Source organism: Pseudomonas kermanshahensis, from assembly GCF_014269205.2.
GTDB lineage: Bacteria > Pseudomonadota > Gammaproteobacteria > Pseudomonadales > Pseudomonadaceae > Aquipseudomonas > Aquipseudomonas kermanshahensis.
Map to the genome: position 1 here is coordinate 1,863,096 of NZ_JABWRY020000001.1, position 21,063 is coordinate 1,884,158.

The following is a 21,063-nucleotide window of genomic DNA, read 5'->3' on the forward strand; positions in this document are numbered from 1 at the left end:
TTCTCCCGTTTCAGGTTGGCGCTGCAAGGGGTAGGTTTCAGCGGGTTTGGGTTGCAACTACAGGCTGGCGAGCCGCAAGGCTGACCACCACGAAGCTGACCAGGCCTACGCTCAGGCCATAGTAGATAGGGCTGGCCGCCGCCAAGCCGTCTTTGATCATGAATACCAAGGCGGTCGCAAAGCCCAGGCTCATGCTGGCAATTGCCCCAGCGGTGGTCGCCCGCTTCCAGTAAATGGCGCCGACCAAGGGGATCAACATCCCGGCAACCAGCAGGTTGTAGGTCAAGGTCAGTGCGCCCAGTACATCGGTGACCACACAGGCGATGGCGAGAACCGCCAGGCCTGTCAAGGCCGTGCACCAGCGGTTCATGCTCAAGCTGGAGGCTTTACCGTTGCGCAATGTCGGGAGCAAGTCCTGGGTCAGTACCGTCGATGCGGCGAGCAGGCCCGCGCTGGCGGTCGACATCATCGCGGCCAGGGCGGCGGCAATCACCAAGCCTCGGATGCCGGGCGGGAGGGCAGTTTGGGTGATCGCTGCAAAGGTATTGTTGGGGTCGGTGAGATCAGGAATTATCACCCGCGCGCACATGCCGATCACCGCGCAGACCAGCCCGTAGATGACGCAATAGACACCGGCTGCCGAGCCTGCGTATTTGGCGACGTGCTCACTTCTGGCTGTGAATACGCGCTGCCAGATGTCCTGACCAATCAGAATGCCAAAGAAGTAAATCAGGAAGTAGCTGATGATGGTGTCATAACCCATCGCAGTGAAGCTGAACGCGCTGGCCGGAAGTTGCGCCATCAGTGCATCCCAGGCGCCGACGCGGTACAGGCAGATCGGCAGCAGGATGAACATCAAACCGACGGTCTTGATCACGAACTGCACAATGTCCGTCAGGGTCAGCGACCACATGCCGCCGATCGAGGAGTAGGCGACCACGACCCCACCGCCGCAGAGAATCGACAGCAGGAACGGCCACTCGAACAGCACTTGCAACACGGTGCCCATGGCCAGCGTGGAAATCACGCCGATCATCAGCGAATAGGCCAGCATGATCGCGGCGCTGGCCTGGCGGGCCACGGCGTTATAGCGCCGCTCGAGAACTTGGGTCACCGTGAAGATTTTAAGTTTGAGCAGGGGTTTGGCTAAAAACAGGTTCAGCGCAATGATGCCCAGGCCCAAGGTGGCGCATAACCAGACGCCGGAAATACCATAGACATAGCCCAGGCGCATGGTCCCGACGGTGCAGGCGCCGCCTAACACGGTAGAGGCCATGGTGCCCATGTAGCACCACGGCCCTAAGTTGCGCCCCGCGATCAGGTATTCCTCGCTGGTCCGGGCTCTGTGCATGCCGTACCAACCGAGTGCTAACATGCTGGCTGCATAAAGCAGTACTACCACGATGTCCAGACTCATCCTGTTCTCCGAGTATTGTAATTGTATTGACTGAAATTACCTGCCAGCGGCCGTTGGTGGCGCCATCGATGGCAGAGCGACAAGAGGGGCAGGTTGTGCGAGGCGAGGGTGTGCGCCGGTCAGGCTAATAATGCTGACGGGGGCTAAAAGGGCGTCTGTAGTGCAATTGAACTGCATAAACGCTGTGGTGGCCGTGCAGCCAGGTGACGCGGTGCTGAAGGGGGGGCGTGAACGGTCCACAAGGTTCCCTCGAATGTTCTTATAGTTATTTTTCGAGAATTGTGGACAGCACGGTCACTGGGTTAAATACGGGTTTGGAAAATGATTGTTGAAGGATCCGTAAACTGACCCTGAGGGTGAGGTGACGGTCGCCCGGTCAATGACCGGCGACTCGGAACGTCTCGATGATCTGATCCCTGAACACGATCAGCGCTTCGCTGAGGTCCTGGCGATTAGGGGTAGTCAGCTGAAAGTCCACGGTGTAACCAAAGTCGGCGGGCAGTAGTTCCTTGACCTTTCCTGCGTCGAGCCACGGCTTGGCAACGTGCTCGGGTAAGAAGCTGATGTGGGCGCCGGAGAGAATGAATATCAGGTCGGCCTCAACCCGCTCGGATATTGCGTTTTGCCGCTCGGCCACAAAGCGCGCGCCGACCGATTTCATTCGGTAGGCATGGCTCACTTTATCGGCGCGGTTCAACGCTTCAGCGGTCACCGAGGCGGCGGAAAACAACGGGTGGTGCTTGCCGCAATAGAGTTTCTGCACCTCGGTGAACAAGCGCTGGTAAGTGAGCGCGGCGTGATTGATGGAGAAGTAGCCGATCGCGATGTCGAGCTTGCCGCTCAGGAGCATGGTTTCGAGCTCATCCGGCGTGCCGGTGATGATGTTGAGGGTGACGTCATGCGCGCGTGCCCGGTAGTGCCCGACGCTGTTGCCGATCAGCTCCAGGATCTGCGGCGCGAGCAGCTCGGAAAGGCCGATCCGCAACTCGCCGATGAGCGTGTCGGAGACTGCTTGCGTCTCCCGCGTGAAGGCCCCCACCGCATCCAGCAACTTGCCAGCGGACTGGTAGACCTTGGTGCCTTTGGCGGTCAGCTTGAAGCCGCTTTTGCCCCGTTCACAGAGCCGAAAGCCCAGGCGGACCTCAAGCTTTGCCATCTGGGTGCTGATTGTCGATTGGGCGACGCCCAGCTTGCCTTGGGCGGCCGCGAAGCCCCCGGAATCGACGATGGTCACGAACAGCCGCAGAAGCTGCAGGTCCATGTCCTGAATTTGGCTAAGCATCGTTTACACATCGCATATTGTTAATGTGTGCTTATCATAGTTCGTATTTTACGCTGTTTGAAAGCGCGGCAGAATCCTGGGCAAGTGCCATAGAGCGCTACCGATCTGCATTGCTTGAAGGACCTTGAGAGAGATGAGCCAGAACGACCTAGCAATTACCCGTGAGAGCCTTTACGGAACCCAGGCGGAGTCATCGTTTGCGGGGGTTTCCAGTTTCATGCGGCGACGCTACAGCCGCGATCTGAATGGCGTCGACCTGGCCATCACAGGCGTACCCTTCGACACTGCCACAACCCATCGCCCCGGCACCCGTTTTGGCCCTCGTGGCTTGCGCACCGCGTCGACCGGGATTGCCTGGGCCCGGCACTGGCCCTGGGAGTTCGACCCGTTCGACCTGTTGGCGGCGGTCGACTATGGCGACTGTCAATTCGATTCTGGCCAGCCGCAGAGCGTGCCTGGCGCCATCGAAGCGCACGCTGACAAGATCCTCGCGCACCGGTGCGGCATGCTCACCCTGGGCGGCGACCATTTCATCAGCTATCCGCTGCTCAAGGCGCACGCCAAAGTCCATGGCCCGCTGTCGCTCGTGCATTTCGACGCCCACACCGACACCTGGCCAGACCCTGAGGTCAAGCGGATTGAGCACGGAACCATGTTCTATCATGCCGCTCGGGAGCATCTGGTCAATCCCGCGCGGTCGATTCAAGTCGGCATGCGCACGACCAACGACGACACCATGGGCTTCGAGGTACTCGATGCTCGCCAGGCCAACACACTGCAGCCTGCGCAAATTGCTGAGCGCATTCTGGCCCGTGTCGGTGACAACCCGGTCTATTTATCGTTCGACATCGACTGCCTCGACCCGGCATTCGCGCCCGGCACGGGTACACCCGTCTCAGGCGGCCTCTCGACGTTTCATGCCTTGGAGATTCTTCGTGCGCTGCGCGGGATCAACATCGTCGGCATGGACATCGTAGAGGTATCTCCGCCTTACGACCATGCTGAAATAACGGCCCTTGCAGGGGCTACGATCGCCATGGAAATGGTGTGTTTGTATGCCTGGCGACACAAGCTGATGTTCAAGTAGTCCTCGCTGCTTTATCACCCAGAGAGATCAAATAATGAAAATAAAATATCTCAAATACTGGCTGGCCTCTGCGTGCCTGGCCGTCACCGCGACCCACGCCCAAGCTGTCGAGTTGCGCTTTGGTGTGGATCCGACCTATCCGCCGTTCTCCTACAAAAACAAGGAGGGTGGCCTGGAGGGGTTCGAAATTGAAATCGGCAATGCCCTGTGCGCGCAACTGAAGCGAACCTGCACCTGGGTGGTCAACGATTTCGACGGTCTAGTCCCGGGGCTCAAGGCGAGGAAGTACGACGGCATTCTGTCTTCGATGCAGCCTACCGCTGAGCGGCTCAAGCAAATTGATTTTACTGACGGTCTGTATGAAGTGCACAGCGCGCTGGTCAGTCACAAGCATCACTCGCTCACGTTGTCGGAGTCTGCGTTGCGCGGTAAGTCTGTTGGCGTAGAGCAGGGCACTGTGCAGGAGCGTTATGCGAACAAGGCCCTCGCCGCGTGGGGTGTTTCGGTCCTGAGCTATCAAAGTCAGGACCAGGTCTATGCCGATCTTATGAACGGACGGCTTGACGCCAGCCTGCAGGACTCGACGCAAGCCGAATTGGGTTTTCTGAACACGGCGCAAGGCAAGGACTATGAAGTCAGTGATGTCGTGCGTGATCCTGATATGCAGTCCAGCGTGGCGATCGGCATCAACAAAGGCAATGCGACATTGAAAACCGAGCTCGATGCCGCCATACACGCGGTTCGCGCCAGCGGTGAATACGAACGCTTGCAGAACAAGTATTTCTCCGCGCCCACCGTGACCTCGTCGATGAACTAGGAGGCCTCATGGAGTGGTTCAGCGAGCATGTAAGTGGGTTATTTGACCTGTCCGGTTATGGCCTGCTGATTCTACACGGGGTACAGGTTACGTTGGCGTTGGCGGTGCTCTCGTTGGCATTGTGTTGTCTGCTAGGGGGGCTCGGCGCGTTAGCGAAGCTGTCAGACGTGGCTTTCCTGCGCTGGCTGGGCAGCGCTTATACGACCCTGGTCCGCTGTGTGCCCGACCTGCTGTTGATGCTGATAGTGTTCTACGGGCTGCAGACGGTTGTGGCGAACCTCGGCGATGCGCTGGGCATCGGATACATTAACCTGGACCCGTTCATGACTGGCGTGGTTACGCTGGGGTTCATCTACGGTGCTTATTTCGCTGAAACCTTCCGCGGCGCGATCATAGCTATTCCGCCGGGGCAGGTCGAGGCGGCAAAAGCCTATGGATTGTCGTCTACCAAAGTGTTCACCCTGGTGATCTTTGCGCAGATGATGCGCCATGCGATTCCAGGGCTTGGCAATAATTGGCTGGTGTTATTGAAGGCCACCGCACTGGTATCGATCATCGGTCTTTCCGATCTGGTGGAGGCCGCGCAAAGCGCTGGGAAGGCCACATTCAGGATGTTCTTTTTCTTGATCCTATGCGGGCTTGTCTATCTGCTTATCACGGCGCTGAGTGGCTGGTTGCTCAACTGGCTGGAAAAGCGTTACTCCGTAGCATTCGTCAGGAGCGCGGTATGATTGAGTTGTTTCAGGCGTACTGGCAACCGTTGCTGTACACGGACGGCGTGAAACTCACCGGGTTGGCGATGACTTTATGGCTGCTGGTCGCCTCATTGTTGATCGGTGCGCTACTTGCTTTGCCGTTAGCGGTGGCGCGCACAGCGGGTGGGCGCTGGATGCGCACAGCAGTGCGCAGCTTCACCTACGTGTTTTGTGGGACGCCACTGTATATCCAGCTGTTGATTTGTTATAGCGGCCTGTACGGCCTTGACGTCATCAAGTCAAGTGAAGTGCTTAGAGTGTTTTTCAAGAATGGGCTTAACTGCGCCATTCTGGCGTTCGCCCTTAATAGCGCAGCGTATACCACCGAAATACTGGCCGGCGCGATGCGCACGTTACCGCCCGGTGAAATAGAGGCCGCGCGTGCCTACGGTTTGCCCGCGTGGAAAGTCCAGTGTTTCGTGATTGTGCCCGCGGCCCTGCGAAGGGCGTTACCTTATTATTCGAATGAAGTCATATTGCTGTTGCATGCGACCTCGATCGCGTTCGCTGCCACCGTGCCGGAACTGATGAAGGTAACGCGCGATATCAATGGTCAAACGTACATGACATTCCAGGTATTCGCTGTGGCGGCATTGCTGTATGCCGTAGTTTCGCTGGTCATCGTCTGGATGTTTCGGCGTGCTGAAATAAAATGGCTGCGTTTTCTTCACCCCCGTCGTTGATAATAAATAAAAGAGAGTCCCCATGGCGACATTAAGTGCAGTTGATATTTCCAAAAATTATGGCCCGCATCACGTGTTGAACGGGGTGTCGCTGAGTGCCTCTTCGGGAGATGTGATCACGCTAGTCGGCTCGAGCGGTTCGGGTAAGAGTACTTTCTTGCGTTGCCTTAATCTGCTGGAGCTGCCGACGGCGGGACGACTGCTTTGGAATGGTGATGCGGTTGCCCTGGCGCGGAAAGCCGACGGTTTGCTTCATCCGACGTCCGCCAAGGAGTTGCAGCGTTTCCGTTCGAAACTGGCAATGGTGTTCCAGAGCTTCAATCTGTGGTCACACTTGAACGTTCTAGATAACGTGACGCTCATCCCGCGGAAGAATCTCGGTGTGAGTCGAGATGAAGCACTGGTGCGAGCCAGGAACTATCTAGAAAAGGTGCATATCGATCCTGATAAGTTTGGGCACTGTTACCCCATCCAACTGTCGGGCGGCATGCAACAAAGAGTCGCGATTGCTCGTGCGTTGGCAGTCGAGCCCGAGATCATTTTCCTCGATGAGCCGACATCTGCACTTGACCCTGAACTTGTCGGTGAAGTGCTGGGCGTAATCAAAGGGCTCGCTCAAGAGGGGCGGACGATGGTCATGGTGACGCACGAAATGAAATTTGCTCGGGAGGTTTCTACGGAAGTCGTATTTCTTCACAAGGGTGTCATTGAAGAACGGAACAACCCCGAAGCGTTTTTCTCCCATCCCCAAAGCGAAAGGCTTAAGGCATTCTTGGGCCGTAGCAGCGACGAAGTTTCAGTTTTGCGCACCGCTTGAAATCCGTGTGCACCTGAAATTCCCAGGTGCCCCTCAGGTCGGCGAGCGATGAGATAAACGGGCAGCTTCACGCCCGAAAATCACATCGATTTCGTCACGAAAAGCTTGAATCAAGGGCTCTCGTGATCTTCCGTTTTTGATTATTAGCGAAAACTCAGCCGTGTAGCCAAAGTGTTCCGGAAATAATCTCAGCAGTCGGCCTTCATCCTCCCAACGGCGCGCCAAATGATCTGGTAGATATCCGATATAGTTGCCAGAGAGTATAAGAATTAGCTCGGCTTCCATGCTATCTATCGTAGCTGAGTATCGAGTGAAACCATGTCGCATGCCCTCGGCATTCGACCAGTATCCGCGCTTTATCAGGGCGTGTTCAGTAACTTTTTCTATGGACACGTCTTTTGGATTATACAGCGGGTGGCGATCGCTGCAGAAAAGCCAGTGCTGCTCTATATAGAGTGGCGAGTACCTCAATCCGCTCATTTTTGTGGGCAATGAGCCGATGGCAAGGTCGACTTTACCCTCCAGAACTTCTTTCTGTAATTCGAATGGGCTCAAGATTTTCAATGTGACATGGATCTTGTCGCTTTTGCGGCTGAAATCGCCCAGTAGATCGGAAATGTTCACCTGAGTATCGGAAAGCATCGAGTCCAGAATGCCCACTGTAATGGTGCCGCGGAGCTCTCCCTTGAGCTCTGCGACATATCGCTCGAACGAATCGGTTTGTTCTATGAGCCTCTTGGCCTCTTCGAAAACGAGCTGGCCTTTGCTGGTAAGGCTGAATCCGGCACGGCCACGGTTGCACAGCTGCATACCCAACTGCGATTCGAGCTGATTCATGTATGTGCTGATTGCTGACGTAGACATATTCAGCTCTTGCTGAGCAGCTGAAAAGCCTTGATTGTTGACGACGCTGAGGAAAATTCTCAGCAGTCGCACATTGTAAAGCGACTCTTTCATTTGTTATTCCTTGTAATGGCAGAATTTTAACATGAGTCGGTGGGAAAGTCGTGTCTATGAGGTTTCTCAAGTCGAGAAAGCGCCATTTTCTGAGAGGCATGGTGGGGGCGTCTTGTGACGCGGTACCCTGAGGCCGCCGGCGCATCAGACGCTGCAAAGGATAGTTTAAGATTTCTTGAACATTCGAATCGAAATTGTAGATTTTAAATGTGCGGCGATTGCGTTTGAATGATCACGGACTGGGTACTGAACTCTGGCTTTAACAAGCTCCCGCTTCGTCACGGTGATGGCTAAAATCCCGTGATTGACCCACAGGTCGCCAAGCGACACTCCGACTTAGAAAGCAGTGATTGAAGAAATTGAGGAGCAACCATGTCTGATCACAGACTAAAAACAAATCTAATCGATGGTCAAGAATATGATCCACAAAAGCGCCCTCGCTTCAACGAGATTGCCTCTTTCATGCGCGCTCCGGTAGCCACCTCGCTGTCAGATATTGATATCGGTTTGATTGGCGTGCCGTTTGATGGTGGTACATCCTTCCGGCCAGGCGCGCGGCTGGGGCCGCGAGGGGTGCGCCAGCAATCCTGCCTGATGCGTACGAAAAGTCATTACTCCGACATCGCGCCTTTTGAAGTCTGCAAGATTCGGGATATGGGCGACGTGTTCATCGACCGAATGTACAATATCGAAGATGCACACGCTTGTATCGAGCGCTACTATCGTGAAGTATGTGCCCATAACATCATGCCACTCACCGTTGGTGGTGATCACTCTATCACTTATCCGATCTTTAAGGCGTTGGCTAAGGACGGCCCTATCGGTATGGTCCATTTTGATGCCCATACCGATACCTGGGATAGCTTATACGGCTCCAAATTCTTCCACGGCGCACCATTCCGTCGCGCGGTTGAAGATGGCCTATTAGATCCTCTGCGTACCATTCAAATTGGCATTCGTGGATCGGAGCACTCCGGCACCCCTAACTTCAGCCTCGAATCGGGTATGCGAGTGATCTTCATCGACGAGTTCGATGAACTGGGCGTGGAAGGCGTCCTAAAGGAAATTAAACGTGTAGTCGGCGACGGTAAAACCTACATTTCGTTCGACGTCGACGGTCTCGATCCTGCATTCGCACCAGGCACTGGCACCCCGGAAGCTGGGGGAATTTCCATGCGCGAGGCGCTTCGCCTGATTCGTGGCATGCGCGGCCTCAATCTCATTGGCGGGGATGTCGTCGAAGTGGCACCAGATTTGGATCCATCGGGCCTGACCACTTTGAACGCAGCGACGTTGATGTTCGACATGTTGTGCGTATTGGCCGACGCCCGTGCTAAGCACCCGCTGAACGGACAAACTACGAATCACCAGCGGTGATTCACGGTGGCACTGAATAGCTAGGCGTTGCCGGTGTCCCGTTAGGACGTGACGCCGGCTTCCCCAGTAGCTATTCATCCGCGACAATCAGAAGTGGTTGAGCAGCTGCCCTGATTGTCGATTCAACAGCGGTTCCAGCGCCGCTAGCGAGGCCAAACAATGGCCGCTCCCACAGTGTCCGCGCATGCCCTGTAAATAGGGACATAACGCGGTCGCTGTAGGAGCGGCATTCTTAAATGAACACCAGCCGACCATGACAACGATCGCTCATTCTCCCTGCGCCCCTTCAGGGTGCAAAGTGGCCTGAAATAAAAGCCTTTATGCACCACCCGTAAGCGTCCAGTGCTAGCGACTACCCCTCAATACGCTTGGATTACAGTTGGCGTGGAAGTTGCTGGCATTTTGATATCTGTGTCGCTTATGGTGAACTTAATGTCGCTTTCAAGTAGTTCCATGCAGTTGTCATCGAGCGAGCGGGGCTGGCTGCCCTGGTTCGGCAAAGCCGGCAAGTTCAGCATGGGGTGGGCGTGCCGCCTCAATCGTTCGAACTATGGAGAAATCGAGCAGACGTTCGAAGCCATTGCCCAAACGCGGGTGCAGTTGCTGCACAACTGGGCGCGCGAACAATGGGATCACTTGGCAGAGTTGGCGGAATACCTGGCAGCAGACTTCGCTCATGTGCAGCCTTCGGCACTACTCGACAAACTGGCACAGGCCGAAGACTTTTCCGAACTGAGTGTGATCGACTGCACGGGCAACGTCAGGGTATCCACTTGGCCAAAGCGTGGCAGCACGCAGATCGAGCAGCTCGCGGCGTTGGCCCATGGTTTGAAAGCGCCGTTTCTTCACGGGCCCTACAGCGACCCGTTGACCTTGCAGATCGGCCCATCCTCGTCGCGTTTTCACGATGAGGTGACGCTGATGTTCTATCAGCCGATCAGGCACGCGGGCAAAGTCTTGGGTTGCCTGTGTGGTCGGGTCCCCAATGATGTGCTGGGCGACCTGATCCAGCGCGAGGCCGGGCATATCTATGCCGAGTCGGGCGACAATTACCTGTTCATGGTGCAGTCACGCTTCGACCCGACCGTGCAGCCAGGCACCGCCTTGTCCCGTTCGCGCTTCGAAGACGGGACGTTTACCCATGGTGAAAACCTCAAGAGCGGCGTGCGTACGCCCTGGAGCACTGTGCAGGTGCAGCGCCATACCGAGTTGGAGCTGCGCTTCACCGACCCCGCGACGCGTGAACTGCACCCCGGCGTGCGGGAAACCATACGGCGTGGCGCCAACCTGTTCGTGACGTACCCGGGTTATTCGGACTACCGCCATGTGCCCGTGGTCGGCAAGGGCGTGACCTTCCAGTTACCAGGGTCGCTCGACCGTTGGGGCATGATGTGCGAGGCAGACTTGGAGGAGGTCTACCGCCGCCGTTCGCTGAGCTACCGGTTGATGAAACCCTACGTGGCGAGCATGGTTGGGCTGTTCGGCTGTAATTACCTGGTGCAGCATTACGCCGGATTACCACAGGGGGTGAACGACGCCATCCAGGCCCTCAGCATGGTCGGCGCTACGCTGCTGTTCGGCGTGCTCGGGCCCAGGCGCCTGGCGGCGAGGTTGAACGGCATGAGCGGTGTACTGCGTACCATCGCCGAGGGTGAGGGCAACCTGCGCCAGCGCCTGGACACGGGCGCCCTGGCCAATGACGAGAGTGGCGACATGGCGCGCTGGATCAACAGTTTCATCGACCGCTTGGATGCCGTGGTGGGGCAGGTGGTCAAGGCCAGCCGCACGGTTGGCAGCACCAACCAGATGATGCTCGGGCGCAGCCAGGAAGCGAGCGTGAGCTCTGTCGAGGTGGCCGACGCGGTGCACCAGATGATGATCATCATGGAGGAGCAGCTCGGTGAGCTGCAGCAGGCGTCGGTCAGCGCCGAACAGATGAAGCAGGCCATGGACGAGGTGGTCAGCCGCGCCCGCGAACAGTACCTGGCTGTGCAGGCGGGCACCCAATCGATTCGCGATGTGGTGGCCCGCTCGGCCTCGAGTGTGCAGCTGCTCGACAACCGCATGGCGCAGATTGGCAATATCACCGGGCTGATCAGCGACATCACCAACCAGACCAACTTACTGGCGCTGAATGCCGCCATTGAGGCGGCACGGGCGGGCGAGCATGGCCGTGGGTTCGCGGTGGTGGCCGATGAAGTGCGCAGCCTGGCGGCCCGCACCGCGCGGGCGGCCGACGATATCCGGCACATGGTCGAAGGCCTGCAGAACGAAACGCAGCAAGCGGTGAGTTTTATGGAGGAGGGCGTGCAGAACGTCGATGATAGTTTGCGCCTGGCCGAGGATGCATCGTCGGAGAACGTGCAACTTCACCAGGCGGTGGAGGGCATGTTCGCCATCATCCAGCAGCTCAACCGCCGCAGCATCGAGTACGGCAAGACCATTGAGCAGGTTAACCACTCCTCCAGCGAGATGCGCCAGACCGCCGTGGTGCTGCAAAACAGCGCGCAGAAGGTGAAGGTGGATGCCGGCAAGCTGCAGAAGCTGATGGGGCAGTTCGAGGTCAGCGGTGATGGCGAACGGGTCGCTGCCGCTTGAGCGCCGACGGCGCCTCACTCAACTAACCCAGAATTCGTATAAACGCGCGAATTCTGGGTTGTCCGCTGCCAATTAGAAGTAGGTGGTTATCCCGGCAAAATACGCCCGACCGGGCACGTAAAAGCTGGTCGAGTCATCACGTGGGTCTTCATCCAACAGGTTCTGCACGCCGACGTTCAGGGTCAGCCAGCGGGTTGCTGACCAGTTGGCGGTCAGATCGTACGTGGTGTACGACTTGACGAAGTCGGTGCCCAGGCCGCGTTGCTTGCCCACGTGCTGAGCTGACAATTCTGTGCCGATCCGTTCGGTGATCTGCCAGTCGATGGCGCTGAACAACGACAGCTTCGGCGAGCTGATCAGGTCTTCACCGGTCGACAGGTTGCGGCTTTCGAGCATGTAGGTGGCGTTGGTGCGCCAGCTGGCATTTTCCCACAACGGCACTTTGGTGCTGCCTTCCCAGCCGCGGGTGCGGGCTTCCTCAGCATTTTCAAGCATGGTCCACCAGCGGCCCTGGAAATACCCCAGCGGCGCGTACTCGATTTTGTCCTCGAAGTCGGTGTGGAAGTAAGTGAGGCTGGCCTCCCAACCGTCGCGGTCGAAGGAGACGCCAATCTCCTTGTTGGTGCTGATTTCTGGGCGCAGGTTCGGGTTGCCGGCCATCCAGCAACTGCCGGTCACGTAACCCAGCGGGCGTAGCGATGTACAACCGCGACCGCCCGAGTTGGTCGCCGCGCCAGCACTGCCTTCTTTCAGGCTGGGGGCACGGAAACCTCGTGACACGCCACCGCGCACCGTCCAGTCAGGGTGAGGGTGATAGACCAGGTAAGCACGTGGACTGTTATGGTTGCCGTATTCGTCGCTGTGGTCGAAGCGGTTCCCCAACGTCAGCGACAGGTTATCGAGCAGAAACAGCTCGTCCTCGACGAACAGCGCAGAGTAGTCGCCCTCAAGGTCCGCGCCACCCACCGCTGCCCCTTGGTAATCAACGGGTACGGTGCCCAGCGTGTCGGTGTTGGTCAGTTGCTCACGCTTCCACTGGCCGCCAACGGTGAGGCGCTGGTTTACCAACAGATCAAACGGGATGTTAAGGCTACCCTCGACGATTTTTTCTTCCGAGTTAGCCTTGCCCTCGCTGAGGTCGTTGTTGAACTTGTTCAGGTAAGCGTCGATCCGCGAGGTGCCAAAGCCCCAGTCGCCGTGGTGGGAGACCACGAAGCTATCACGGGTGAGGCGTCCGGCACCGAAGGCTTCACCTACCGTGTCACCCCAGTCGCCGTAGGTTTTCTTCGACGACCACGAACGCTCGACGCCTTGGATCGCTTCGAAGGACAACTCATGGTTTTCGTTGATCTGCCAATTAAGCAACGCGTTGACGCTGTGGTCTTTGGCGCCGCCGGCGCCGTCGTTGTAAACGAAGTCACCCAGTGCGTCGAGGCGCGGCGCGGTTTCGTCGGCAGCGCGCCGAGTCAGGTTGGCGCCCAGGCGCAGCCCCAGGGAGTCGGTGACAGGGCCAGAAAGGTTAACGCTGGTCTGGTTGGTCTGACCACGGTCGGAGTCTTCCGGGATCGTGGTGTTGACGTTGAGCGAGCCGCTCCACTCACGGGACACTTTGCGGGTGATGATATTGATCACGCCGCCCATGGCGTCTGACCCATACAACGATGACATCGGCCCGCGCACGATCTCGATCCGCTCAATCATGTTCGGCGAGATCCAGTTGATGTCCTGGCGACCCAGATCACGGCGGTAATTCGTGTCGGCTGAACTGCCGACGCGTTTACCGTCCACCAGGATCAAGGTGTATTTGTCGTCGAGGCCGCGCAGCTTGATTTTCGACTGCTCGCCCACCGGGCCGTAGCCCCCGGTGACGCCGGGTATGCGGCGTAGCAGGGTGTTCAGGTCGTAGACCGGCTGTCGCTCGATTTCTTCCCGGGTAATGACGCTGACACTGGCCGGCGCGTCGCGCACATCAGTGCCGCCGCCCGTGGCGGTGACGAACGAAGCTTCCAGTTCTGTAGCGGGGAGCGGTTCAAGCTCATGGGCTTCCTCGGCCTGGACGGCAGTCGCGGTGAGCAGTGCGACGGTGAGCAGGGCACGGGAAAAAGGTGGGCATGGCATCGTGAAACAGTCCTTGTCGAGCGGTTGGATTCCAGGGGCAGAATGCAATCGGGGCAGGACACTAACGCAAATGAGAATTGTTTAAAAGAAAATGTTAAAAATAATTTACTGAAAATTTACAAAAAATTGACCCAGCGAAGGGGCATTCCAGGCTTGCAGCCACGGCTACCTGACGGCAGGCCGTTACCGGCCCGCACACCAAGAATCTGACAGTCCCGAAAGAGCATTCAGGTCGCGATCAATCCACCCAGCGCCACAGCGGCTCATCTAACAGCCCAACACCGCGCAGCTGCGTTTGCCCCTGGATTTTCTCCAGCTCCAGCACATTGCAGCCGTCACAGGCCGACAGCGCCTCGATCAACGGGGCGCTGTGGGATACGACCCAAACTTGGCTACGACGCGAAGCGCGAATGATCAACCGCGCTAGCGCAGGAAGCAGGTCAGCATGCAAGCTGGTTTCCGGCTCGTTCAGCACCATCAACGACGGCGGCCGTGGCGTCAGCAGTGCTGCCATCAACAGCAGATAACGCAGGGTCCCATCCGACAATTCAGCACCCCCCAGCGGGCGCAAAAGCCCGTGCTGATGGAGCTGTACGCTGAACAGCCCACCCGGCGGTGCATCAATCGCCAGGCGACTCCCGGGAAACGCGTCATCCAGTGCCGCTACGAGGTCCTCAACCTCACCAATCTCGATGATAGTCTGCAATGCCGAGGCAAGGTTGCGCCCATCGTGATGCAGAACCGGCGAGCGAGTCCCGAGCTGTGGTTGACGGCAAGGCGCGTCACGGTCGATACGGAAGTGATCGTAGAACCGCCAGCTGTTGATGAACGCCCGCAGCTCCCCGATCTCGGGTGCCTGGCGTGGCCGGCCTACGATGTTGAAAAAGCTCTCACAGCTGTCGGCATGTTGATCGAGTACCGTCCAACTGTTTCCCTCCCGGGCACGAACCATCGCGTTTTTACGTTCAACCAGCAAGGACGATGGCCGGTACGCGCCGGCGGCCCAGATGGCTTCGGTTTTGATCTCGGGGTCGAGCATGAATGCGCTGGGATAGGGCAGGGGAATCGGCAGGCCGAGTGAGATGGCAAAGCCGAAATCCTCGGTGGCGAAGCCGAGGCGCAGGCGTTTGGCGTCGCTCGGGTGCTGGCCTTGGATGGGCACTTCACCGCGCTTCATCCGTGCGCTCATCTCAGGCCCCGCCCACCAGGTCGAATCCAGTCCGCCTTCGCGAGCGAGCGCTTCGATCACGCCGCCCTGGGCGGTTTCGGCGAGCAGGCGCAGGGCTTTGTACAGGTTGGATTTGCCGCTGCCGTTGGCACCGGTCACCAAGTTGAGTTGGCCCAATGGCAACACAAGGTGGTTGATCGAGCGGTAGTTACCGATGGCGAGGGTGGTGAGCATGCGGGGCGTCCCAGCTTGAACTGAGTGGCCGATTGTGGCGGAACTGGAGCGGCCTTACTACCGCTCAACGTGGGCCTTTTCTTGAAACGCTGGGGCCGCTATGCGGCCCTTTCGCGGCACAAGGCCGCTCCTACAGGGGGCGGCGTTGAGCCTGTTACTCTGCCGTAATGCCGCCCCTGAAGCAGCGCCGACTCAGATCCACACGTCGTTCAAGGCTGTGCGCTCACCCCCTTCATGGCCGGTATTCAGCACGCCGCGTGGCTCGATCATCATCAGTTTCGCTTCGCCCTGGGCCGCTGTCCTGTGCTCTACCCCACGTGGCACCACATACAGTTCGCCCGGGTTCACATAGACGCAGCCCTCGGGTAGGTCGATGCGTAACGTGCCTTCAAGCACAAGAAACGCTTCGTCGGTCTCTGGGTGCGAGTGCCAGATGAATTCACCCTCGATTCGCACGACCTTGAACTGGTAGTCGTTCATTTCGGCGACCACCCTCGGGCTCCACTGTCGATCGATCAGCGAAGCCTTTTGGGCCAGGTTCACAGGTTGCAAGTTGGCATTGGTCATGACGGATCCTCTGTAGTTGAGGTAGTCAGCCTATCGAACCCGAAGCGCGCGGCGCTTGTACGATCCTGCAAGTCAGCGCGCAGGCCGCAGCCGTTCCAGCCAGCGCAAAGGCGACACGCCATAGCTGCGGGTGAAGTGCCGGGTCATGTGGCTTTGATCGTGAAAGCCCGCAGCCAGGGCTGCATCAACCAGCGTGAAGCCATCCAGCATCAGCCGCCGAACAGTGTCCAGGCGCCGCAGCGTGACAAAGCGATAGGGGCTGGTGCCGTAAAGGGCGCGGAAGTCCCGTGACAAGCTCCATTGCTCGCGCCCGCTGGCCTGTTCGAGCATTTCCAGGGTGATGCCCAGGTGCAGGTGCTCCATGATGAATGCCCGGGCGCGCTCGGCCGAGCGGTAGTCCAGGCGTTTGCGACCGCGTGGCTTGCCGCCGACCGCACGCAAGGCCATGGCCAGGTCATAGACGGCGTCCTGCTCTTCCAGTGTTTCCAGGGGGTGGTCCAGTGCCTGCACGAAGGCTTCACTGGCGCGGTACAGGCGCGGGTCGCTGGACAGCCCGCCAGCAATGAAGGGTAACGGCTCACCGCTGAGCACGTTTTGGATCAGCGCCGGGTCGATGTAGGCCATTCGGTAGCGAAAGCCCGCCTCCGTGCCGGCCATGCCGTCATGCACTTCATCAGGGTGCAGGACCAGCGTATTACCGGGTACGCCGTGGCACAGTGCCCCCTTGTAGTGAAAGCTCTGCACGCCGGCGAGGGTGCGGCCGATCGAATAGGTGTCGTGACGATGCGGATCGTAGCCATGGCTACCGAACCATGCTTCGATCCGCTCTACGCTGCCGGGTTGAGCGCTGCGTATGACCCAGTCAGAGGTGGCTGCGTGGGCTGTTTTACGTTCCATGGAGGGGCTTTCCTGCCGGGTTCCGTGCGTGACGGTCGCTTGAAAACGGTTGCCTACTGATTAAAGCTGCACTCAGGTCAGAGGCCTGAACCCCTGAGCCAGATTGGGGGTCCTAGCGTACAGAAAACCGAACCAAGGAGGGTTATGTCCAACGTGAAATGCACCCAATCGCTTATGCTATTGCTGGCAGCGGCCACGCTCGCCGCCTGCGTCCCCTGGAAGCGCGAGCGCCCCGCCTACGCAGACCTTTGCCAATCCGAATTTCAATTCAAAGTGCCAGGCCCGCAAGGGGAGACCACCCTCTACCTGGAAACCTACCTCTACGACCACGCCGCCCACTGGAGCGACCGGCCAATCGAGCAAGTCCTGCACGTCGAGTACCCCGGCGAGAAGTACGCGCGGCGTGAATTCTATGTGCAACTGATCGCCTACAACAAAAACCGCCAGCGTCCGTCGTCCAGCTCCACCCGCGGCGAGCCGCCGATCCCGATCCTCTACGACAGCCGCCAGGCCTCTATCACCTTCGAAGATGGCTCACGCCTGCAGGCGCGGCCCGAGGTGTACCTGGGCATCGACAAAACCTACGACTATCCGCTCGTTTACCCAACCGCCGCGCGCCCATCGCCCTACGACATCAACAGCGACGAAGTACACCGCAACATCCCCAAGATCACCAACAACAAACGCTACGGCTCCGCTTATGTGATTTTCCAGACGGACAAGTTCGATGCCAATTCCAAGTGGACCATCCACCTGGGCGCGCTGGAGGTTCAAGGCCAGAAGCTGCCGATTCCACCGATCAAACTCTGCTACCAACCTGTGAAGAAATGGATCGGTATCGAGCCTTTGATGCGGCCATGAGGTAATGCGTTTATCGGCATGGAGGGGCAATCCACCGCCGTGGTGCTGCGCCCCTATATTTGAACTGCCCAACTGCAGGGGTGCCTAAAGAACATCAACCAGAGGGTAGCAAGATGACTGAGCGCAAAGACGACCAGAAGCAACAAAGCCAAGTACCGGCGCATTCCACGGAAGCGGAAAAGGCCAAGCTTAAGGACAAGAACAAGGATGGAATCCCGCCGGGTGCTGAGTGAGGCTGAGCGGTTCGGTGTCGTCGTGCACACCGGGGCGAAAACTTAGCTAACCTCACTGGATCTGGTGGGGCATTACGACAAAAACGATCAGGGGTCGGGTGATGAGGCGTGAGATTCTGGTTTTACTACTGGCAGCGTCCGGCGCAGCCCAGGCGGGCATTCCGCTACTGAATGCGACATGTCCGGGCAACATTGAGGTCCATGCCGACAGGGGCGGTCCGGTTTATATCAATGGCAAGGAAGGCAAGCTGAAGACCTTCAATGATAACTACTTCGAAGCTAAAGGCAGTGGGGTGACGATTTCGTTGTCCATCAACCCTGACGGCTCGGCGGATGTCTCGTACACCGGTAAGAACAGAGCCAATGGTGTTTGCCAGGTCAAGGAATAGAAATTCCAACCGTTTCACTGAAAAAGGATGTCGCAATGGCCAAGTCACACGCGTTGATTGCCGCAGTCACTTCAGTGGCGCTGTTAGTAGCCTCTGCTGCTTCGTACGCCGATCCGGGTAACGGCAATAGCAAGGGGCATGGACAAGGCAAGGGTCAGGCGCAGCACTCCCAGGGGCAGGGCAATGCGGGGAGTAAGAAAAACGGCTCGCAGGCTGGTGAGTGGCCGGGTGGTCCATCGATAGACCGGGGCGATGTCCTCGGCATCTTGAGTGGCCACCGCAGCTATTGGAACCCTGGCGCTGCATTGCCGCCCGGCATTCAGAAGAACCTGGCGCGGGGGAAGCCTCTGCCGCCGGGCATCGCCAAGAAGCTGGATGGCAGATTGCTGGGGCAACTGCCTCACTATGAGGGTTACGAGTGGATGCAGGCGGGGGTAGATTTGATACTCGTGGCGGTTGCTACCGGGATTATTTATGAGGTTGTGAACGGGGCGTTTGATTGAGCCGCCCATAAGACGCCACCTGTACCCTTTTCTCTTTCTTTCCCATCTCAGGTAGAGCTTGCTATCAGGGAATGGTCGGCGTAGCGCGAGTTTTAAAGTGAGGGCAGCTGAACCGCTGCGATGGGCTTCACGGCATCTCCAGCGCAAGGTCTAGGTTGATCTCACACAAAACGCGATCCGCCTGAAGGGTCAAAGGCTGGAAGCGTTTTCTGCATGACAACCGTCCGCTCCTCCCCATAAAACGCATCCCGCACTGTGCAAAACCCCAACCTTGCATAAAACCTTTCCGCCGTAATGGAGGAGGGCACACGCAACACCTCCAGCCCACGCGCAATCGCTTCATCTTCAATCACTGCCATCAGCTGTTTCCCGACCCCAAGCCCTTGATGCTGGGGTTCGACAAACACACTTCTGACCACATCCCCGTCAAGACTGGCCGTGGCAATCACCTCATCCTCAATCAATGCCACAAACACCAACCGCCGAGTCAGCATCTCAAGAATGGCCGCCGTACTGAAAGACGCCTCGATGCGCGAGATAGTCTCGGCATCATAGTCAGCCGCGTTCGACTGGCGTAAGGCCGCTATCACGACTCGGCTTATAACCCCGGCGTCGTCTGCATTCGCCAAGCGAATAGGGCAACTCACTCTCGCGCCCTCAATGCACGCGACTGAGTTTCCTTCGCCAACTGAATGGCCGCATTGATCGCAGCACGCGCTTGGGGGCTGTTCTTCCAGCATGTCGAGCCAACGGCCGCTGATGCCTGGGCCAAAATGTCATCGACATTCGCTTCGCTAAGCATCGCCAGCGAATCAATCCCCATCTGCTCAAGGCGAGCGATAACGGTTGGCCCTACGCCCTTGAGGGCCAGTAATGCTGTGTGTTCCGTCAGTGGAAATGGCATCCGTAAACTCCTGTTATCGGCAAATGCTGCCGCTGGAGTTTACCAACTCGCTGGCCTGCTGGGGCTAATCAAGTTTCTCCAGTGCGTTGCTTTGTGGTGTTTCCAGCGGCTGTTTCGATAACCGCTTCGGCCCACTTCTGTTTGCCACCCCAAACGGCACATGCACCATCGGCAGGTCGCCGGCCGGTGACTGCAGGTGGCTGCGTTGATCATCGAAGAACACGTGGGGTTTGAGAATCGACAACACCCGGGGCTTTTCCATCCCGCCTAGGAAGAAGCACTCATCCGGCGACACACCCCAATCCTTCAACGTGGTCACCACCCGCTCGTGCGACGGCGCGTTGCGCGCGGTCACGATGGCGATGCGCAAGATGCGTTTGTAGTTCGGGTCTTGTGCCAGCTTCTGGTCTTCGAGCGTGCGAATGTGGGAGAGCTTGCGGTACAGGTCCGCCAGTGGCCCGGGCTGGTGGGGGATGGCCTTGCGGGCCCGCTCGTGGGCCTGGAAGTCGTCCAGGTTGTCGTTCTGCTTGTACACGCTTTCCGCTTCGTCATCGGCGATCACGCCGTCAAAGTCGAAGGCCACGCGCAGCTCGGTGTCGATCTCATCGTCGTAAATGCGCGTCGGCAGCACCAGGCCAGCGGGGTAGCTGGCGTCGATGGCGCGCTGCACGTCGTCTTCGTTGGCGCTGAGAAACAACGAGGCGTTGAAGGCCGGGATGTACTCGTGGGGCGAGCGGCCGGACATAAAGGCGGCGCGGGTGATGTCCAGTTGGTAATGGCTGATGGAGCGGAACACGCGCAAGCCCGTTTCGGGCGAGTTGCGCGAGAGCAACACCACTTCCACGGGAAGTTGGTCGGGGAAGGCCTGGTTGATGCTGAGGAAGCGGCGAATGAACGGGAACGCAACGCCCCTCGGGAAGGGCTCATCCAGGTTTTGCTCTTGGTGCTGGCGGTAAGCCTCGACGCCGTCGGCCTTGTAGATGTCGTCAGACACGGTGAGGTCGAAAAGTGCACTGGAGGCCACGCCAATGACCAGCTTGTGTTCGATGGGGTAGGGCATTGAGCGTGCTCCTTGAGGGGTGCAGGTGACGAGTATACGGGTATGCAGGCGGGTGATAGTTAATTGGGGCCGCTCCTCGCCCCTTCGCGGCCAAGCCCGCTCCCACAGGGAGGCGCATGCTTGCAAACGCGGCACAGATCATTAGCGTTGCCATCGTTAGGCTACTATGTATAATCCCGCCGAAACCCGCATTCCAGAGCGGTTAACCATGGAAAGGCAAGTTTCTTGATGCGTTTCTAGCCGATGCCCTCCAGCGGCACTGCCTGCCATTTTGCGCATTGCATTAACTCCGTTGCATCCAGGCCATTGCTGGGCGTTGGCGAAGCCATGCCCCGCAAC

General features: G+C 58.2%; 20 protein-coding genes. 10 read left to right on the forward strand and 10 right to left on the reverse strand.

Going from position 1 to position 21,063, the window contains the following annotated elements:
• Positions 1-37 precede the first annotated feature (37 nt).
• Both HU764_RS08785 and HU764_RS08790 read right to left on the reverse strand, forming a co-directional pair.
• A complete protein-coding gene (locus tag HU764_RS08785; RefSeq protein ID WP_186679932.1) occupies positions 38-1,417 on the reverse strand; it encodes a sodium:solute symporter family protein in 1,380 nt (459 codons plus the stop codon).
• Between the two features lie 376 nt (positions 1,418-1,793).
• Positions 1,794-2,678 carry a LysR family transcriptional regulator gene (locus tag HU764_RS08790; protein WP_225935629.1) on the reverse strand — a complete coding sequence of 295 codons (885 nt, stop codon included), beginning with the start codon at positions 2,676-2,678 and terminating at the stop codon, positions 1,794-1,796.
• 154 nt (positions 2,679-2,832) lie between these two features.
• On the opposite strand from HU764_RS08790, the gene speB (HU764_RS08795) reads away from it, so the two are divergent.
• From speB (HU764_RS08795) to HU764_RS08815, 5 genes are read left to right on the forward strand one after another with little or no spacing between them, the layout of a single operon-like run.
• Positions 2,833-3,786: an agmatinase gene (gene speB / locus HU764_RS08795; protein WP_186679926.1), complete on the forward strand. Its 954-nt coding sequence runs from the start codon at positions 2,833-2,835 to the stop codon at positions 3,784-3,786.
• A gap of 34 nt (positions 3,787-3,820) precedes the next feature.
• A complete protein-coding gene (locus HU764_RS08800) occupies positions 3,821-4,603 on the forward strand; it encodes a transporter substrate-binding domain-containing protein (RefSeq protein ID WP_186679923.1) in 783 nt (260 codons plus the stop codon).
• Between the two features lie 8 nt (positions 4,604-4,611).
• The gene (locus tag HU764_RS08805) at positions 4,612-5,334 is read left to right on the forward strand and encodes an ABC transporter permease (protein WP_186679920.1); all 723 of its coding nucleotides are present in this window, start codon (positions 4,612-4,614) and stop codon (positions 5,332-5,334) included.
• Entirely contained in the window at positions 5,331-6,041 is a 711-nt protein-coding gene (gene hisM / locus HU764_RS08810) for a histidine ABC transporter permease HisM (RefSeq protein WP_186703217.1), read from the forward strand. Before HU764_RS08805 ends, hisM begins: the two co-directional genes overlap by 4 nt.
• A 22-nt stretch (positions 6,042-6,063) precedes the next feature.
• Positions 6,064-6,858, forward strand: coding sequence for an ATP-binding cassette domain-containing protein (locus HU764_RS08815; protein ID WP_186679912.1), 795 nt, complete (start codon positions 6,064-6,066; stop codon positions 6,856-6,858).
• Between the two features lie 33 nt (positions 6,859-6,891).
• Here the strand turns inward: HU764_RS08815 and HU764_RS08820 are convergent, their stop codons facing one another.
• Positions 6,892-7,815, reverse strand: a complete 924-nt coding sequence (locus HU764_RS08820) for a LysR family transcriptional regulator (RefSeq protein ID WP_186679906.1) — start codon at positions 7,813-7,815, stop codon at positions 6,892-6,894.
• 372 nt (positions 7,816-8,187) lie between these two features.
• Here HU764_RS08820 and speB (HU764_RS08825) point away from each other — a divergent pair, with 372 nt between their 5' ends.
• Together speB (HU764_RS08825) and HU764_RS28070 are read left to right on the forward strand one after the other, a co-directional pair.
• Positions 8,188-9,192, forward strand: coding sequence for an agmatinase (gene speB / locus HU764_RS08825; RefSeq protein ID WP_186679902.1), 1,005 nt, complete (start codon positions 8,188-8,190; stop codon positions 9,190-9,192).
• Between the two features lie 1,947 nt (positions 9,193-11,139).
• Complete coding sequence (locus HU764_RS28070; protein WP_420876200.1) at positions 11,140-11,790, forward strand: methyl-accepting chemotaxis protein; 651 nt, start codon at positions 11,140-11,142, stop codon at positions 11,788-11,790.
• A gap of 72 nt (positions 11,791-11,862) precedes the next feature.
• On the opposite strand, the gene HU764_RS08835 is transcribed toward HU764_RS28070, so the two are convergent.
• The 4 genes from HU764_RS08835 to HU764_RS08850 all read right to left on the reverse strand — a co-directional run bounded on the left by HU764_RS08835 (position 11,863) and on the right by HU764_RS08850 (position 16,774).
• Positions 11,863-13,908, reverse strand: a complete 2,046-nt coding sequence (locus tag HU764_RS08835) for a TonB-dependent receptor domain-containing protein (protein WP_186679895.1) — start codon at positions 13,906-13,908, stop codon at positions 11,863-11,865.
• 238 nt (positions 13,909-14,146) lie between these two features.
• Entirely contained in the window at positions 14,147-15,310 is a 1,164-nt protein-coding gene (locus HU764_RS08840) for an AAA family ATPase (protein WP_186679892.1), read from the reverse strand.
• Between the two features lie 192 nt (positions 15,311-15,502).
• Positions 15,503-15,877, reverse strand: a complete 375-nt coding sequence (locus HU764_RS08845; protein ID WP_099428897.1) for a cupin domain-containing protein — start codon at positions 15,875-15,877, stop codon at positions 15,503-15,505.
• A 72-nt stretch (positions 15,878-15,949) separates the two neighbouring features.
• The gene (locus HU764_RS08850) at positions 15,950-16,774 is read right to left on the reverse strand and encodes an AraC family transcriptional regulator (protein WP_186679890.1); all 825 of its coding nucleotides are present in this window, start codon (positions 16,772-16,774) and stop codon (positions 15,950-15,952) included.
• Between the two features lie 174 nt (positions 16,775-16,948).
• On the opposite strand from HU764_RS08850, the gene HU764_RS08855 reads away from it, so the two are divergent.
• From HU764_RS08855 to HU764_RS08865, 3 genes are all read left to right on the forward strand, one after another.
• Positions 16,949-17,635, forward strand: a complete 687-nt coding sequence (locus HU764_RS08855; protein ID WP_371918136.1) for a hypothetical protein — start codon at positions 16,949-16,951, stop codon at positions 17,633-17,635.
• Between the two features lie 334 nt (positions 17,636-17,969).
• The gene (locus HU764_RS08860; protein ID WP_099454605.1) at positions 17,970-18,257 is read left to right on the forward strand and encodes a hypothetical protein; all 288 of its coding nucleotides are present in this window, start codon (positions 17,970-17,972) and stop codon (positions 18,255-18,257) included.
• 35 nt (positions 18,258-18,292) lie between these two features.
• Positions 18,293-18,760, forward strand: coding sequence for an anti-virulence regulator CigR family protein (locus tag HU764_RS08865; protein WP_186703215.1), 468 nt, complete (start codon positions 18,293-18,295; stop codon positions 18,758-18,760).
• A gap of 161 nt (positions 18,761-18,921) precedes the next feature.
• On the opposite strand, the gene HU764_RS08870 is transcribed toward HU764_RS08865, so the two are convergent.
• From HU764_RS08870 to HU764_RS08880, 3 genes are all read right to left on the reverse strand, one after another.
• The gene (locus tag HU764_RS08870) at positions 18,922-19,407 is read right to left on the reverse strand and encodes a GNAT family N-acetyltransferase (protein WP_186679881.1); all 486 of its coding nucleotides are present in this window, start codon (positions 19,405-19,407) and stop codon (positions 18,922-18,924) included.
• The gene (locus HU764_RS08875) at positions 19,404-19,664 is read right to left on the reverse strand and encodes a Pathogenicity locus (RefSeq protein ID WP_099454602.1); all 261 of its coding nucleotides are present in this window, start codon (positions 19,662-19,664) and stop codon (positions 19,404-19,406) included. The genes HU764_RS08870 and HU764_RS08875 overlap by 4 nt, the downstream gene beginning before the upstream one ends.
• Before the next feature lie 64 nt (positions 19,665-19,728).
• A complete protein-coding gene (locus tag HU764_RS08880) occupies positions 19,729-20,724 on the reverse strand; it encodes a 5'-nucleotidase (RefSeq protein WP_186679878.1) in 996 nt (331 codons plus the stop codon).
• Between the last annotated feature and the right edge of the window lie 339 nt (positions 20,725-21,063).

Excerpts from the sequence above, each read along its gene's own strand:
- HU764_RS08805 (WP_186679920.1), top strand. The coding sequence starts at position 4,612 with ATGGAGTGGTTCAGCGAGCATGTAAGTGGGTTATTTGACCTGTCCGGT.
- HU764_RS08790 (WP_225935629.1), bottom strand. The coding sequence starts at position 2,678 with ATGGACCTGCAGCTTCTGCGGCTGTTCGTGACCATCGTCGATTCCGGG.
- HU764_RS28070 (WP_420876200.1), top strand. The coding sequence starts at position 11,140 with ATGGACGAGGTGGTCAGCCGCGCCCGCGAACAGTACCTGGCTGTGCAG.
- HU764_RS08815 (WP_186679912.1), top strand. The coding sequence starts at position 6,064 with ATGGCGACATTAAGTGCAGTTGATATTTCCAAAAATTATGGCCCGCAT.
- HU764_RS08875 (WP_099454602.1), bottom strand. The coding sequence starts at position 19,664 with ATGCCATTTCCACTGACGGAACACACAGCATTACTGGCCCTCAAGGGC.
- hisM (WP_186703217.1), top strand. The coding sequence starts at position 5,331 with ATGATTGAGTTGTTTCAGGCGTACTGGCAACCGTTGCTGTACACGGAC.
- HU764_RS08855 (WP_371918136.1), top strand. The coding sequence starts at position 16,949 with ATGCTATTGCTGGCAGCGGCCACGCTCGCCGCCTGCGTCCCCTGGAAG.
- HU764_RS08860 (WP_099454605.1), top strand. The coding sequence starts at position 17,970 with ATGAGGCGTGAGATTCTGGTTTTACTACTGGCAGCGTCCGGCGCAGCC.
- HU764_RS08880 (WP_186679878.1), bottom strand. The coding sequence starts at position 20,724 with ATGCCCTACCCCATCGAACACAAGCTGGTCATTGGCGTGGCCTCCAGT.
- HU764_RS08865 (WP_186703215.1), top strand. The coding sequence starts at position 18,293 with ATGGCCAAGTCACACGCGTTGATTGCCGCAGTCACTTCAGTGGCGCTG.
- HU764_RS08835 (WP_186679895.1), bottom strand. The coding sequence starts at position 13,908 with ATGCCATGCCCACCTTTTTCCCGTGCCCTGCTCACCGTCGCACTGCTC.
- HU764_RS08850 (WP_186679890.1), bottom strand. The coding sequence starts at position 16,774 with ATGGAACGTAAAACAGCCCACGCAGCCACCTCTGACTGGGTCATACGC.
- speB (WP_186679926.1), top strand. The coding sequence starts at position 2,833 with ATGAGCCAGAACGACCTAGCAATTACCCGTGAGAGCCTTTACGGAACC.
- speB (WP_186679902.1), top strand. The coding sequence starts at position 8,188 with ATGTCTGATCACAGACTAAAAACAAATCTAATCGATGGTCAAGAATAT.
- HU764_RS08840 (WP_186679892.1), bottom strand. The coding sequence starts at position 15,310 with ATGCTCACCACCCTCGCCATCGGTAACTACCGCTCGATCAACCACCTT.
- HU764_RS08820 (WP_186679906.1), bottom strand. The coding sequence starts at position 7,815 with ATGAAAGAGTCGCTTTACAATGTGCGACTGCTGAGAATTTTCCTCAGC.
- HU764_RS08785 (WP_186679932.1), bottom strand. The coding sequence starts at position 1,417 with ATGAGTCTGGACATCGTGGTAGTACTGCTTTATGCAGCCAGCATGTTA.
- HU764_RS08800 (WP_186679923.1), top strand. The coding sequence starts at position 3,821 with ATGAAAATAAAATATCTCAAATACTGGCTGGCCTCTGCGTGCCTGGCC.
- HU764_RS08845 (WP_099428897.1), bottom strand. The coding sequence starts at position 15,877 with ATGACCAATGCCAACTTGCAACCTGTGAACCTGGCCCAAAAGGCTTCG.